The organism is Novosphingobium sp. TH158 (assembly GCF_002855555.1).
Lineage (GTDB): Bacteria > Pseudomonadota > Alphaproteobacteria > Sphingomonadales > Sphingomonadaceae > Novosphingobium.
In genome coordinates this window covers 2,155,543-2,169,912 of record NZ_PKRT01000001.1, presented here as the reverse complement: position 1 = coordinate 2,169,912, position 14,370 = coordinate 2,155,543, and the positions used below count along the sequence as shown (strand labels likewise).

Below are 14,370 nucleotides of genomic sequence, written 5' to 3'. Positions count from 1 at the left end.
CGCGAAGTGTTGATGCGGCGGACGGGAAAGGGCATGAGCGCAATCGTAACGGCAATAGCCGCCGCGATGCGCGGCCCGGCTGACAGGAAGGTATCGATGAAGACTCTTCGCTTGGCGAACCTCGGCATTGTTTCGGGACTGGCCCTGGCCGCCCTGCCGTTCGCCGCCAGTGCGCAAACCGCGCAGCCGGTGATCTCGCCCGCGCCTGTCGCGACGAGCCCGGCACCGCAGCCGGCCGCCCCGGCACCTGCCGTCTCGCCGACGGCCACGCCTTCGACCACGGCGGTCGTCACCCCGCCGGTGCCGAACCCCAATCCGGTCATGCGCTGGCCGCTGGCCCAGGCCCAGGCGCTCGCGGCGGTCATCGAATCCATCGACGATGAAGGCCTGACGCCCGCCGATTACCAGCCCGCCGCGCTGCGCGCCGCCATCGCCAAGGGCGAGGGGGCAGAGCTGGACGCACAGGCGAGCAAGAGCTTCACCTGGCTGACCGAAGACCTGCGCGATGGCCGCACGCCGATGAAGGCCCGCGTGCAGTGGTTCGCCTTTGACAAGGACATGGACGTCAACCCGACCGAGGCGGTGATGAAGCGCGCCCTGGAAAGCGGGGACGTGGCCGGCACGCTGGCTGCACTCAGCCCGACCTATCCGGACTATGCCGCGCTCAAGCAGGCGCTGGCAGAGGCGACCAATGCCAAGACGCGCAATGCCATCCGGGCCAACATGGACCGCTGGCGCTGGTTCAGCCGCGACCTTGGCGAATATTACCTGATCACCAACGTACCCGAATACCAGCTGCGCCTGGTGCGCAAGGACACGATCGTGCGCACCTATCGCACCATCGTCGGCAAGCCCGGTCGCACGGCAACGCCGCAGCTGGCTGAACTGGTCGAGGGCGTGGTCTTCAACCCGACGTGGACCGTGCCGCAATCCATCGTCAAGGGCGAAGGACTGGGCGCGCAGCTGCTGGCCAATCCCGCTTCGGCACGCGCGCAAGGCTATGCCGTCAGCCGCGGTTCGGACGGCATGATCACCGTCGTCCAGCAGCCGGGGCCGAAGAACGCGCTGGGGTTGATGAAGCTCGACATGCCCAACCCGCATGCGATCTTCCTGCACGATACGCCCAACCGCAGCCTGTTCAACCTGGCCAACCGGGCGCTCAGCCATGGCTGCGTCCGCACCGAGCGCGCTTCCGAACTGGCCATTGCCATGGCGATCATCGGTGGCGGCAAGACCGGTGACGAAGCGGCGGAGATCAGCGCCTCGGGCAAGTACACCAAGGTGCCGATGTCCAAGCGGCAGATGCCGGTCTATATCGGCTACTTCACCTATGCCCGCTCGATCGACGGCACGCTCAAGGCGTTTCCGGATATCTATGGCCGCGATGCGCCCGTGCTCGCCAGCCTGGCAGCGCCGCGTCAGATGAAGACCGGCCAGCGCAAGAGCACCGAAGCGGTGATCAAGCTCGACAATCCGTTGTAAGGACAATGGCGGCGGGAAGGGTTGCGGCCCTTCCCCTGCCAGTCGCAGCCGGGCCGGTCAGGTCAGCGAGATGCGGTCTGCATAGAGCAGGCGCCCGCCGGAAAGGTGGGCCAGAGCCTGCGTGAAATCACCCGGCGACATGGCGAAGCAACCTTCGCTGCGGCCCAGCTTGCCGAACCTGGCGATATGTTCCGGCGCGGCATAGGCAGCCGGATGCATGACGATGGCGCGTTCGCGCGCATTCGAATTGTCGCGGTCCATGCCTTCCAGGCGAATCGAGGTGCCGTACTTGCCGTAGTACCACTCGCAGGTGACGTAGGCCCCGCGCGAGGTGGCTTCCGATCCCGGCACGTTGGAGAAGCTGTGGAGGAAGCCCGAATGCTCCGGATCGGACCCGCGACCATGGGTGACGCGGAAGGAATCGATGCGGCCCGCCTCAAGGTTCACGAAGTGAAAGCGCGGCAGCGTCGATGGGCGGGCGAAATCGGCGATGCCGACGATATCGGTGCGCCACAGGCGATTGCCGGCACGGCCGATCTCGCGACGGGCAATTTCCAGCAGCCGTGCGTCATAGGCCGGGTTCGAGGCCGTCTGCATCGGCAGGGAGGGAACTACGGGCGCGGGTTCGACCGGCACCGGCGCAGGATTGGCCCCCATGCCAAAAGCCTTGTCGAACTCCCCTTCGAGCGATTGGGCGAGCGCACGCGATACCGGCGCGAGCATCGCTCCCGAAGCCAGACATCCCGCAAGGACGTTTCGACGATTCATGACCCCCGACATACAGGTGCCAAGTTAAGCATCGCTTGACCGATTCGCCAGACTCAATCGGCGGAAAAGCGCGCAGCTGCGCCGAGTTGAGCGAGATATGAGCCATCGAGGCGCATGATTTTCCAGTCATCAAGCGGCCTTGCGCCTAGCTTTTCGTAGAATCCTATGGCCGGAGCATTCCAGTCGAGCACCGACCATTCCAGCCGCGCGCAGTCTCTTTCAATCGCCAGTTCGGCAAGGCGGGCCAGCAGGGCCTTACCCAGCCCGTGGCCCCGTGCAGCCGGCCGGACGAACAGGTCTTCAAGATAGATGCCCGGCCGCCCCTCGAAGGTCGAAAAGTTATGGAAGAACAAGGCAAAGCCCTGCGCCTGCCCGTCCAGCTCGCTAATCAGGACCTCGGCATAAGGCCGCGGGCCGAACAGCTTTTCGCCAAGCACCGCCTCATCGAATCGCACGGCATCGAGCAGGCGTTCGTATTCAGCCAGTTCGCGGATGAAGGCGGCGATGGTCGGCAGGTCTTGCGGCAGGGCCGGGCGGAGCGTGATCGTCATTCGCCGCCGATAGGGGATCGCTGCGGCAGGCTCAATCGCGCGAGATTACCATGCGATCGCCGCGCAGCTCCACCTTGCCGAACTTGCGGAGCACCGACTGGCCGAGCAGGTTCGTCTCCAGTCCTTCCATCACCACCACTTCGACATCGCGGAAATGCTTGCCCGCAACTTCGAAGTCATCAAGCCGGAACCGCGCGCCGTGCCCCGTGCCGGATGCGGTCTGCATCAGCGGTTCGAAGTTCGTGGGATCGACCGGCAGCCCCGCGCTTTCCGCGGCATCGATCGTCAGGGCCACGACATCGGCCCCGGTATCGACAAGGAAAGCCTCCTCGGTACCGTTGAGGCGCGCCTTGAGGTGGAACTGGCCGGACGAATCGCGGGCGATCACGGTCTCTCCCGGATCGCCGGGCTCATCGGCAAAACCACCGCCGCCTTTCGTCACGGCCATGGCGCCTGTGGACGGCATCGGCGCCGGATCGCGCCCGGGCGCGACGAACTGCGCGATGAGCATCATCGAGGCGATAGCCGAAAGCGCGAGGAACATCAGTCGGTTCACCGGGAGAGCTTGCACGCGCCCGGTTAGGATTTTGCAAATGTCCTCAGGCGGTCACTGCGGCTGCCGCCGAAGCCGCCTCCAACTCCGCCGCCTTGGCCTCGACCAGTTCGACGATGTGATCGAGCATGGCCTCGCTTGACACATGGTGGTCGGTGACGCCGGAAAGGTAGACCATGTGCTTGCCGTTGCCGCCGCCGGTGATGCCGATGTCGGTCTCGCGCGCCTCGCCCGGACCGTTGACGACGCAGCCCAGCACCGAGAGGCTCATCGGCGTCTTGATGTGGCTCAGGCGGTTTTCCAGTGCTTCCACCGTGCGGATCACATCGAAGCCCTGCCGCGCGCAGCTGGGGCAGGAGACGACCCGGACGCCCCGGGTACGCAGGCCGAGGCTCTTGAGGATCTCGAAGCCGACGCGCACTTCTTCTTCGGGTTCCGCAGAGAGCGAGACGCGGATCGTGTCGCCGATCCCGGCCCACAGCAGGTTGCCGATGCCGATCGAGCTTTTCACCGTGCCGCCGATCAGCCCGCCCGCCTCGGTAATGCCCAGGTGCAGCGGGCAATCGACCGCTTCGGCCAGGCCCATGTAGGCGGCGACCGCAAGGAACACGTCGCTGGCCTTCACCGCCACCTTGTATTCGTGGAAGTCATGGTCCTGCAGCAGCTTGATATGATCGAGCGCCGATTCGACGAGCGCTTCGGGGCAGGGCTCGCCATATTTTTCCAGCAGGTCCTTTTCCAGGCTGCCGGCGTTCACCCCGATGCGGATCGAGCAACCGTTGGCCTTGGCGGCGCGCACCACTTCGGCAACGCGCTCGCTGGAACCGATGTTGCCCGGATTGATCCGCAGGCAGGCAGCGCCGGCATCGGCGGCTTCGAGCGCGCGCTTGTAGTGGAAATGGATGTCGGCAACGAGCGGCACCCGTGCGGCCTTGACGATCTTGCCGAAGGCCGCGGTGCTTTCCACGTCCGGGCACGAGACGCGGACGATATCGGCCCCGGCTTCCTCGCACCGGCGGATCTGGTCGATCGTCGCCTTCGCATCGGAAGTCAGGGTGTTGGTCATGGTCTGCACCGCGATCGGCGCATCGCCGCCGATGGGCACCGAACCGACCATGATCTGGCGGCATTGACGACGCGCGATATCGCGCCAGGGACGAACCGAGGACATGGCCGCGCATATAGGGTCCGGAAGCGGCAAGGGCAAACCCCCGCCGCTCCCGGAAAGGCGCTTCGGCTCAGAACATCAGGCTGGCCGAAACGTTGCCGCTGAACCGGCGCGGCAGCTGGATGCCGTTAAGGTCCTGATGGATAGGCACGGCGGCTTCCACGCCCAGCCGCACCCGCCTGGCGACGATCAGGTTCGCGCCGATCCCGGCGTCCAGCCGGGTGCCGCCATAATTGCCCTGAAGGTCGGGCGGCGAGGCATGGCCGTGGGCGCCGTTGTAATGGCCTTTGATCGTGCCTTCCTCGCTGAAGGCCAGCCGCGCCGAAAGCGAGAGGTTGCCGGTGACCGGCTTGCTCGCCCAGGCCGTGGCGGTGAAGCGGTCGCCAAAGCGGAAGCCGCTCTTGTTCGCATCCTCTGCCCGGAACAGGTAGGCGACCTGCGCCCCCCAGCCGAAGTGGGAGGTCGTGCCGTGCAGGGTGAACGAGGGATTGAGGTCCCAGGTGCCCGATCCGCCCTGCATCATGTAGTGGACATAGGCTCCCGAAGCATTGCGGCGGCTGACGCTGCCGGTGGGGGCGGAGACCATCAGGCCGGCATGGGCGGAAAGCTGCGGCCGGCGCGAGAGCGAAACCAGCGCACCGAACTGGGTATCGCCGATCCCCTCCACGCTGTGCGACATGGTCTGGCCGGGCATCAGCATATGCGCGCCGTGGCTGCCCATGCTCCCGCCCATGCCGGTCGCCGGCAGGCCTTCCATCGTCATGCCCATGCGCATCCAGCTGGGCACGAGCATCAGCGTCACCCGGTCATTGGGCGCATACATCACGTGGAGCATGGCCATGTCCATCGTCATGGCCGAATCGCGCACCGTGTAGCCAGCGGCGGCGATCTGCGCCGGAGTGACCGGCGTGGTGCCGGCGCGGTTGGTGCCGCCATAGCTTTCATGCATCCACATCAGGCCGAACATCCAGTCGCCCTGCTTGTGGACATGGTCTGCCATGGTCCCGGCAGGACCGTGGGCATCGGGGCGCACGCCGGTGACGGCAATTTCCGCATCGGCGGCATCCTGGGCGGCGGCGGGCATGGCGCACAGCGCCGGAAGCAGCGCAAGCGCGCTGCCGAACGTCTTGAAATTCATTTTGGTATACTCGCTTGATCGTTGAAACAGTGTGGGATCAAGCGAGGGCAGGCGGGCCCCTCGATGGCGGCCTGAGGCTGCGGGGGAAACTGCGGGCGGCAAAGGCCTGCGCTCGGGCATGGGCTTCCGGCTGGACCAGCGGCGGAGGCGGCAGCAGGACCGGCGCAGGCACATCGAAGGCCATGGCCGGAGCAACGCCATAGGGGCAGGGATCGCGCGGCGCCTGCGGAACCTGCGGCGCACCCTCGCGCTGCAAGGTGCCATCCTTCGACAGCACCATTTCCATCGGGCCGGAGCCGGAACAGATGGCAATGTGAATGCCGCCATCCTGCGCAACAGGCATCCAGCCCGAAGGCACCGCGGCGCGGATCAGCAGGGCAATGACCGCCAGCAGGCGCAATACAGGGGGAAACTGGCGAAGCCGGCTGGTCACGATGCGCTGCCCCTAGCCCTGCTGCGCCGCCGGGTAAATGCGCTAAATCAAGCGGGCAAAGAGGAATTCCTCGTCAAGCTGCTCGCCGACGCGGAAGGTGACGTCCGCCACCTTGGCAAAGCCGTAGCGGGCATAGAACCGCTGGGCGCCTTCGTTGCCGCTCCACACCGAAAGCTGCACCTCATCGGCACCGCGCGCGGCGAATTCCGCCATGGCCCAGTCCATCAGCGCCTTGCCGATGCCGCCACCGGTCTGCCCGGGTGCGGTGTAGAGCTGCTTGAGTTCCAGCACGTGCTTTCCGCGCGCATGTTCGGGAAAGCCGCAAACGAGGCCGAGCTTGCAATAGCCAACCAGCGCGCCATCGCGTTCTGCCAGGTGGTAAAGCCGCTGCGGATTGGCGAGCTCTGCGGCAATCGCTGCCTCGGAGTAGGCCTCCTCAAGGAAGGTAGAAAGGTCCTGCGGTCGGTACATGTCGCCGAACTTGGCGACAAAGCTGTCCCGGCCGAGACGGGCAAGGGCGGGGGCATCGGCGCTGCCCGCAGGCCGCAGGATCAGGTCGGTCAAATCACCCTCGTCATGAACACGCTGAAGGGGTCTTCGGCATAGTCGGCGAAGGGGCCGCATAGCGCGAAGCCGTTCGCCGCGTAAAGCCGGCGCGCCGGCTCGAAGGGTGCGGGCGCGCCCGTTTCCAGGCTGAGCCGGTCATAGCCGCGAGCGCGGGCTTCGCCGATCAGGTGCAGCAGGATCGCGCGGCCAACGCCTTTGCCCCGGTAATCCGGATGGGCGCGCATGGACTTGATCTCGCCATGCCGCGCATCGATCTGCTTGAGCGCGCCGCAACCGGCCAGCCGATCGCCATCCCAGGCCGACCAGAAGGTGACATCGTTCTCGCGCAATCGCTCCACCGGCATGGCATGGACCGAACAGGGCGGCGACCAGGCGTGCATTTCGCGCAGATGAAGCTCGAGCAGGGCGACGATCTCCGGCCCGGACAGGTCATCCTCGACAAGGCGCAGGCCGACAGTCATCCCCACTTGTCCGCCTTGCGCACGCCCATGCGCATGTTGCGCTCCAGCCGCGCGCGCAATTGGGCGTAATAAGCCTCGAGGAAGGCATATTCATCGCCCGCGCCCGGATCCCAGCCGATCTTGCGGCAAATCGCCTCGTGGACGGTAACCAGGGCTTCATGGCGATTTTCGCGCAGCACGCGCTCAAGCGTCTGGAGTTCGTATTCACCATAGACCGCCAGTTCCTTCTCGCCGAAGCGATAGGCCGCGCCGGTGGTGACGCTGGTGCCCTCCTGCGCGGCGCGGGTGGTGGACATCACCGATTCGAGCCGCCGCCGCGGCGCTTCGACCACCCAGGTCCCCGCGATCAGGTCTCCGGCGCGCAGGGCATCCTTGTTGAAACAGGGAAACAGCACGAAGACGAGGAACCAGGCGACAGCGGCAATGCCCGCCGCGCCCATGTCTCCTCCCGAAGCGGAAAGCAGGAAGCTGATCGGCAGGAACAGTTCGATGTCGCGCAGCAGATTGCGGGCCAGGACCATTTCCGGCGTCAGCCGCCCGCCATCGCGGCTGGCGATGCGGATGCCCGCCGCGCGCTTGCCCCAGGTTGCCCCGCGCGGTCCAAGTTCGAAGAACATGAAGTAGGCATTGCGGAACAGGAACATGGCGGCGAACCACAGGATCACGAGGAACTGCAGGGCACTGCCTGCCGCGCTCTTCTCCAGGGCCTTGGTGCCCAGTTCGAAGACCCCGCCGGCAATGTAGAACAGCAGCAGCGTCGTGCCGATCTGCAGCATGGCTATGATCGCCAGGTCCAGCGCCAGGGCGCCGAAGCGCGCGCCGCGACTGGCGACGACGAGCTTCATGGCAATGCCTTCGGGCGTTACCAGCACCCGCTCGCGCCCCGCAGTCAGAGACGGATAAAGGGCGCTCATGCCGCCCCCGCATCGCTGCGGCGCAGGCCGAAGAAATAGCCGCACCAGATCGCCAGCATCGACAGTCCGATGGTATAACGGCCTGCGGTGTTATCGACGAGCTGGCGGGCGAAGCCTTCCAGCATGGCCGCCACCACCAGCATCTGCACGACCCCGGCCATCACCGTTGCCGCCCGCCGCCCGGCTTCCGCCGCAGCCTGCATCACCGCCCGGCTGCCGGGAAAGGCGATGGCCCGGCCGATGTGCAGCCCCGCGGCGCCGGCCAGCAGGATCGCGAACAGCTCGGTCGTGCCATGGACGGAAATCCAGCCGCCGAAATCCCACAGCAGCCCCTGCCCGTGGTAGAGCCACATCATCGCCCCCAGCGTGGCAAGGTTCTGCACCAGCAGCATCAGCGAAGGGATGCCGAAGGCAAAGCCCAGCGCGAATGCGAGTATCGAAACCTGCGCGTTGTTGCTGAACAGGTAAGCGGCAAAGACCGACAGCGCCGCTTCATCCTTGTTGCCGAACAGGGTGTCATGCAGCACCTCGCGGCTGGCCCCGGGGACGCGCGCGTCGGTGAATTGCGAGGGGACCAGCGAATAGTACCACGAAGGGTCCGAAGCGACGAGCAGCCAGCCCACCGCCGCACCGGCCACCATCACCGCCAGCGCAATCAGGATATCGAACCAGATCGCCCGTACGGCTGCCGGAAGGCCGCCGCCCAGGAACCGCCGCAGCCAGGCGGCGAAGCCGGTGCGTGGCCCGTAGACGAGGAACCAGGCGCGCTGCACCAGCCCCTCCAGATAGGCCAGAGTGGCTGCATCGAGCGAGGTTTCGCGCGCAACCGAAAGGCTGGAGGCGACCGTGCGGTAAAGCACCGGCAGGGCCAGCAGGTCTTCGTCCGGGATCTTGCCGAGTCGGTTGGCCTCCATGCGGCGGACAATCGCTTCGAGCCGCATCCAGTCCGCCTCGCGCTCAAGCCGGAAGCGGTCGGAACGCAGCGCTGCAGCCTCGATCGCGCGGTCACCCGATGCCGTGGAAAGCGTGCCTGCCATCAGCCGATCCTCCCGCCGCGCTTGATCTTCAGATAGGCGTCGATCACCGCCATGCCGATATGGTTCCACGGCGCTTCGACCACATCGACGCCGATCTGGCGCAGCCGCTGCAGCACCACGGCGCGCTGGCGCAGCAGGCCATCGGCAGAGACCGCCATGGCCAGTTCGCCCAGCCCTTCAGGCTCGGCTTCGGCGATCTCTTCCAGCTCGGCATCGGACATGGCGACGAACAGCACGACATGGCGCGATACCAGACGCGAAACGCTTTCGATCATCAGTTCGGCGCTGGTCGGGTCGGTGAAATCGGAAAAGATGACAATCAGCGAACGGCGCGCCAGCCGCCCGGCCAGCGAGGCCAGGGCGAGGGTGAAATTGGGTTCCTGCGCGTGGTAATCGAGCCCGGCCGCGGCGCGTTGCAGGCGATGGAAATCGCGCGCATCAGCGACGAAGGGGGTAAAGATCTCGGGCCTTGCCGCAAATCCGTAAAGCGCGACCCTGTCTCCGCCCTTCAACGCGACATAGGCCGTGGCCAGCGCGGCCGAGACTGCGCGATCGATGCGCGGCAGGCCAGCTACGGGTTCGCACATCGACTGCCCGCAATCGAAGGCGAAGACGATCTGGTTGTTGCGCTCGTTCTCGAACTCCTTGGCATAGAGATGCATGTGCCGCGCAGAGGCTTTCCAGTCGATGCGGCGGCGGTCCATTCCTGGCTGGTATTCGGCCAGCGCCTCGAACTGGGTGCCTTCGCCGCGCATGCGCCGCGCGATCAGGCCGAACTGCGAATCGCGAAGGTAGGCCTGCAAGGCAGGAGAGCGCACCGTGGAAAGGTTGGGCCAGACGCGCAGCGCCTCGGCCAGGTCAACCTCGCGCTGGCGGGCACCGATGCCCAGCGGCCCGGTCCAGCGCAGCCACGCCTTGTCGATCAGCCCGGTGCCGCGCCGGCTGGGAACGGTCAGCGCCCCGCCCTGCCAGGTGCCGGTTTCCCCGTCGCGCCGCAGCCGGATATCGAGCCTTCCGCCATCGGCAAGCCGCGGATCAAGCGACAGCGCGACATCGGCCCGGCCGGTGACGCTGCCGGGCAGGTCAGCGATCACGGCGATACGCGCTTCTTCTCCCACCTCGCAGTCACCCGGCGCGATCAGGCGCAGCCCGTGGCAGGGGCCAGCGGCCCAGGCATCGAGCAGGACCAGCGCCAGCAGGGTCAGCCCCAGCGCCGGCACGGCCACCCATGCCGCCGGTGCCGCCGCAGCGACGACCAGCGCCACCGGGGCCGCGAGCGCCGCCAGCATGGCCGCGCGCACGGTGGGCACCATGCCCGATCCGCCGGGGGAGAAGGGAAGGTTCAACGCGGCGCCTCGGTCCGCTCGACAAGGTCCTCGACCAGCGCTTCGACCTGCTTGCCCTCGATCTCCGCCGCGGGAGACAAGAGCAGGCGATGGCGCAGCACCTGCGTGGCGAGCGCCTTCACGTCATCGGGCAGCACATAGTCACGCGCGTCGAGCGCGGCGCGGGCCCGCGCTGCATTGGCCAGCAGCACCGCCGCGCGGGGGCTGGCCCCCGATGCAAGATCGGCGCTGTCGCGCGTCGCACGCACCAGCCGGACGATGTAATCGACCACGCTTTCGGCCAGGGTCACCTGCTTCACCGCCTGCGCGGCCGCATTCAGCGTGGTCGCATCGGTGACGGTGCTGACGCCGAAATCGGCCAGCCGCAGCGGCCCGGCACGTTCGCCGAAGCGGGTGACGATCCGCGCCTCTTCCTCCGGGCTGGGATAGGGGATCAGCAGCTTGAACAGGAAGCGGTCAAGCTGGGCCTCGGGCAGGGGATAGACGCCCTGGCTTTCGATCGGGTTCTGCGTCGCCACGACCATGAAGTGCGCGGGCAGGGGATGGACCTCGCCGTCCAGGGTGACGCGGCGTTCCTGCATCGCCTCCAGCAGGGCGGCCTGCGTCTTGGGCGGGGTGCGGTTGATTTCATCGGCCAGCAGCAGGTCGCAAAAGATCGGCCCGCGCGTCAGGGTGAACTGGCTGGTCTGGAAGTTGAACAGGTTCGAACCCAGGATATCGCCGGGCATCAGGTCAGGCGTGAACTGGATGCGGCCGAAATCGAGCCCCAGCGTCGCGGCGAAGCACTGGGCAAGGAAGGTCTTGGCCGTGCCCGGCGGGCCTTCTAGCAAGACATGGCCTTGCGCCATCAGCGCGATCAGCAGGGCATCGACCATTTCGGTCTGGCCGACCACCGCCTTGGCCACTTCCGACCGGATCGCATGGGCAAGCCGGCTTACATCGGCCAGCGGCATGGTTGCGGCGGTGCTCATCGTTTCAGCGTCCTTTCAAGCGAATAGAGAGTGCGCCCGGCGCGCAGCAGATCGGCCGGACGGCGCGCGGCGCGCATCTGCGCGGCGGCTATGGAAAACGGCATGGCAGCGGGATCGCGCGCGGCAAGCGCCCGGTCGATGGCGGCCTCGGTGGTTTCGGCATCGGCATGGCGCGGCAGGGCGAGCTTTCTTGCCACCCGCTCGCGCAGCAGGGTGGCATAGGGCGCGGCGAGCAGGTGCAGACGGCCCGAACGCCGCACCAACCCTGCCGAATTGGCCACCAGCGCGCGCTTGCCAAAGGCAATGGCGCGCCCCGGCACATGCGGCGGGCCATAGCGGCGGAACGCGCGCCAGCCGGCAATCAGCGCGGCAATCAGCAGGCAGATCGTCGCGGCGACAAAGGGCGGCCGGAAGGCAAGGGTCAGCAGGTTGGCCGACGCCTTGAAGCCGTTCAGCGTCATGTCGAAGGCCACCGGCCCGCGCCGCCCGGCGCTCGCCCTTTCGATCAGGTCGAGCGCCAGCATGGCGCGGCGGCTGTCGGCCATGCCCCAGTTGTTGAGCAGGTCGGGCTCGGCAACGACGACCAGCGGATAGAGCCCTTCATCCTCGCCATAGCTTTCGATCCCGGCGGCGGCGGCAAGATCGGGATAATAACCATCGTCCTGCACATAGGCGGCCAGCATCGAATTGCCCGCATCGGCAACCAGCGGGACAAGGTATTCGCCCCCGATATGCTGGAAGCGCTTATCAGGCAGCGCGCCGCTGCGCCCCAGCCCGCGCCAGGTGCCGGCAGCGGTGCCCTTTTCCACCCGCGGCGCGATGTCATAACCTTCCAGCTCCTTGGGCCAGTGCGGCAGGTCGGCATCGTCGATGGCGACCCAGCCGTCCTTGGCGGCACCCTCGTCGAGGTTGAGCATGCTGGCCGGGACGGCGCGCCACTTGGGCAGGACAAGGATCGTCGGGCCGACGAACCGGCGATCGGCGATGATGCGCAGCACGTCCTTGCCGTTCGCCTCGTGCGGCGGCGTCAGGATGACCAGCCCCGGCCCCTTCAGCCCATCCTCGTTGCGGACGCGGCTGACGGCGTAGCCCTGCTTTTCGAGCAGTTGCGAGAGCCCGGCATAACCCGTCAGCCCCTTGCCGCCGACATGGGCGCCGCCGTTGTTCGCCGGGCCCTGCGTCATGCCCGCGCCGATCATCCACAGCAGCGCGAGGAAGACCGCCACGCCGAACAGCACCATTCCCAGCACCACCCGGGGATTGAAGGGGCTTGCCCCCACTTCGGGCAATGGCTCGCTCATGTCCGGATGCCGCCAAGCGCAAAATCGGCATAGGCAGCGCGCGCGGCCTGCCAGTCCTCGGCCCCCAGCGGGATCAGGGCGAAGAAGCTGCGCTCGACCCGGGCAGCGATGGTGGCGAAGGCCGCCCGCGCCCGCTCTGGCAGGGCAGCATTGCCCGCGATTTCGCGCGCCGTGGTGGCGGGGTGCAGCCAGTCGGGCCGGGCCTCGGCAATCTCGCCGATCGATCGTTGCAGCAGAAGGTGCGTTGCCTCGTCGAAGCGGCCCTCCGCCGCCAGCCGGTCCGCATCTTCCAGCAGGGCCATCACCGCGCCGCGATCCGGCATCCATTCGGGCACCTCTGCCGCAGCAGGCCTGGGCAGGCGGCCTTCAAGCAGGGGGGCGATGATCCGCCAGACCAGCAGGCCCACGCAGAGCACGGCAATGCCGACCAGCACCCATTGCAGCACCGGCCACGACAGGCCGAGCGCTTCGCCCAGCGGCCGCAGCAGTGATTCGAGGAAATCGCCGATCGCCTTAAGCCAGGCGGGCAGTTCTGGCGGAGGCTTGGGCTTTGCCTCTATCGGGGAGAACTGGATGTCGGCAGCCTTGCGCAACTGTTCCCAGTCACGCCCGGCATGGCTTGCCGCAGAACCTTCAATGGCCGATGACGCGCCAGACACCCATGCTTGGTGGCACGGCGCGCGCCGGCTTGCAAGCGGTCCGGCGTTCAGCCGCGCGGCCGTGCCTGCCGGTAGGAACCGAGCAATCGCAAATGCTTGCTGTGAAAGGCCAGCTCTTCCAGCGCCAGGTCCACCGCGGGATCGCCGGGTGCGCCGATGATGTCGGTGAAGAACATCGTGGCGGCAAAGCTGGCGCCCTTCTGGTAGCTTTCCAGCTTGGTCATGTTGACGCCATTGGTGGCAAAGCCGCCCATCGCCTTGTAGAGCGCGGCGGGCACGTTGCGCACTTCGAAGACCAGCGTGGTCATCGCCGGGCCATCGTCCAGCTCCGCCGGATCGAGCGGCTTGTTGGCCAGCACGACGAAGCGCGTGGTGTTGTCTGCCGCGTCCTCGACCTCGGTCTCGACGATCTTGAGGCCGTAAAGCTCGGCTGCGATGGCCGGCGCAATGGCGCAGGCTTCGTAATCGCCCTGCTCCCTGACGAAGGCGGCAGCCCCTGCCGTATCGGCATAGGCCATCGGCACGATGCCCCGCTCGCGCAGGTAATGGCGCGACTGGCCAAGCGCCTGCGGGTGACTGTAGGCGGCAGCAAAGGGCCCGACCGAGCCGTCCTCGCGCGGCAGGCCCATCAGGGCGTGCGAAATCCGCAGGAAATGCTCACCCGTGATATAGAGCCCGCTTTCCGGCAGCAGGAAGTGAATATCCGCCACCCGGCCATGCTGCGAATTCTCGATCGGGATGATCGCACGCGCGGCACGGCCTTCCTTTACCGCATCGAGCGCATCTTCGAAGGAAAAGCACGGCAACGGCAGGCATTGGGGATCGTATTCCATGGCCGCACGGTGGCCATTGCAGCCTGGCGCGCCCTGAAATGCCATGGCGCGCGCCGGATCGGCTTCGGCCGCCTTGGCCATTTCCGCGACGAGCGCGAGGGCGGGTTGGGGAAAGCTATGCATCGCGGGCGCGCTTAGGCGGCTTCGCTTTATCCCGCAATGGGCCTTGCACTTGCGCGGTAGCGACA

Annotated in this window: 16 protein-coding genes; 1 reads left to right on the top strand and 15 read right to left on the bottom strand. The window is 66.9% G+C overall.

Annotated features, from left to right (window positions below):
• Positions 1-33 precede the first annotated feature (33 nt).
• Complete coding sequence (locus C0V78_RS10760; protein WP_254049892.1) at positions 34-1,482, top strand: L,D-transpeptidase family protein; 1,449 nt, start codon at positions 34-36, stop codon at positions 1,480-1,482.
• A gap of 57 nt (positions 1,483-1,539) precedes the next feature.
• Here C0V78_RS10760 and C0V78_RS10755 read toward each other — a convergent pair whose 3' ends face one another.
• From C0V78_RS10755 to C0V78_RS10685, 15 genes are all read right to left on the bottom strand, one after another.
• Positions 1,540-2,205 carry a murein L,D-transpeptidase catalytic domain family protein gene (locus C0V78_RS10755; RefSeq protein WP_101797711.1) on the bottom strand — a complete coding sequence of 222 codons (666 nt, stop codon included), beginning with the start codon at positions 2,203-2,205 and terminating at the stop codon, positions 1,540-1,542.
• A gap of 98 nt (positions 2,206-2,303) precedes the next feature.
• Positions 2,304-2,801 (bottom strand): GNAT family N-acetyltransferase, encoded by a 498-nt coding sequence (locus C0V78_RS10750; RefSeq protein WP_101797710.1) that lies wholly within the window; start codon positions 2,799-2,801, stop codon positions 2,304-2,306.
• A 31-nt stretch (positions 2,802-2,832) separates the two neighbouring features.
• Positions 2,833-3,357, bottom strand: a complete 525-nt coding sequence (locus tag C0V78_RS10745) for a TIGR02281 family clan AA aspartic protease (RefSeq protein WP_101797709.1) — start codon at positions 3,355-3,357, stop codon at positions 2,833-2,835.
• A gap of 43 nt (positions 3,358-3,400) precedes the next feature.
• Positions 3,401-4,525: a flavodoxin-dependent (E)-4-hydroxy-3-methylbut-2-enyl-diphosphate synthase gene (gene ispG, locus C0V78_RS10740; RefSeq protein ID WP_101797708.1), complete on the bottom strand. Its 1,125-nt coding sequence runs from the start codon at positions 4,523-4,525 to the stop codon at positions 3,401-3,403.
• Between the two features lie 67 nt (positions 4,526-4,592).
• The gene (locus C0V78_RS10735) at positions 4,593-5,660 is read right to left on the bottom strand and encodes a hypothetical protein (protein ID WP_101797707.1); all 1,068 of its coding nucleotides are present in this window, start codon (positions 5,658-5,660) and stop codon (positions 4,593-4,595) included.
• Between the two features lie 37 nt (positions 5,661-5,697).
• A complete protein-coding gene (locus tag C0V78_RS10730; protein ID WP_144039880.1) occupies positions 5,698-6,093 on the bottom strand; it encodes a hypothetical protein in 396 nt (131 codons plus the stop codon).
• Positions 6,094-6,135: 42 nt separating this feature from the next.
• Entirely contained in the window at positions 6,136-6,648 is a 513-nt protein-coding gene (locus C0V78_RS10725; RefSeq protein ID WP_101798320.1) for a GNAT family N-acetyltransferase, read from the bottom strand.
• 5 nt (positions 6,649-6,653) lie between these two features.
• A complete protein-coding gene (locus C0V78_RS10720; RefSeq protein WP_101797705.1) occupies positions 6,654-7,121 on the bottom strand; it encodes a GNAT family N-acetyltransferase in 468 nt (155 codons plus the stop codon).
• Entirely contained in the window at positions 7,118-8,035 is a 918-nt protein-coding gene (locus C0V78_RS10715; protein WP_101797704.1) for an RDD family protein, read from the bottom strand. Before C0V78_RS10715 ends, C0V78_RS10720 begins: the two co-directional genes overlap by 4 nt.
• The gene (locus C0V78_RS10710) at positions 8,032-9,072 is read right to left on the bottom strand and encodes a stage II sporulation protein M (RefSeq protein ID WP_101797703.1); all 1,041 of its coding nucleotides are present in this window, start codon (positions 9,070-9,072) and stop codon (positions 8,032-8,034) included. The genes C0V78_RS10715 and C0V78_RS10710 overlap by 4 nt, the downstream gene beginning before the upstream one ends.
• Positions 9,072-10,361 carry a DUF58 domain-containing protein gene (locus C0V78_RS10705; RefSeq protein WP_101798319.1) on the bottom strand — a complete coding sequence of 430 codons (1,290 nt, stop codon included), beginning with the start codon at positions 10,359-10,361 and terminating at the stop codon, positions 9,072-9,074. Before C0V78_RS10705 ends, C0V78_RS10710 begins: the two co-directional genes overlap by 1 nt.
• 53 nt (positions 10,362-10,414) lie before the next feature.
• Positions 10,415-11,371 carry a MoxR family ATPase gene (locus C0V78_RS10700; protein ID WP_173843432.1) on the bottom strand — a complete coding sequence of 319 codons (957 nt, stop codon included), beginning with the start codon at positions 11,369-11,371 and terminating at the stop codon, positions 10,415-10,417.
• A gap of 14 nt (positions 11,372-11,385) precedes the next feature.
• Entirely contained in the window at positions 11,386-12,690 is a 1,305-nt protein-coding gene (locus C0V78_RS10695) for a hypothetical protein (RefSeq protein WP_101797701.1), read from the bottom strand.
• Positions 12,687-13,349, bottom strand: a complete 663-nt coding sequence (locus tag C0V78_RS10690; RefSeq protein ID WP_254049891.1) for a hypothetical protein — start codon at positions 13,347-13,349, stop codon at positions 12,687-12,689. Before C0V78_RS10690 ends, C0V78_RS10695 begins: the two co-directional genes overlap by 4 nt.
• 47 nt (positions 13,350-13,396) lie before the next feature.
• Entirely contained in the window at positions 13,397-14,305 is a 909-nt protein-coding gene (locus tag C0V78_RS10685) for a prephenate dehydratase (protein ID WP_101797699.1), read from the bottom strand.
• Between the last annotated feature and the right edge of the window lie 65 nt (positions 14,306-14,370).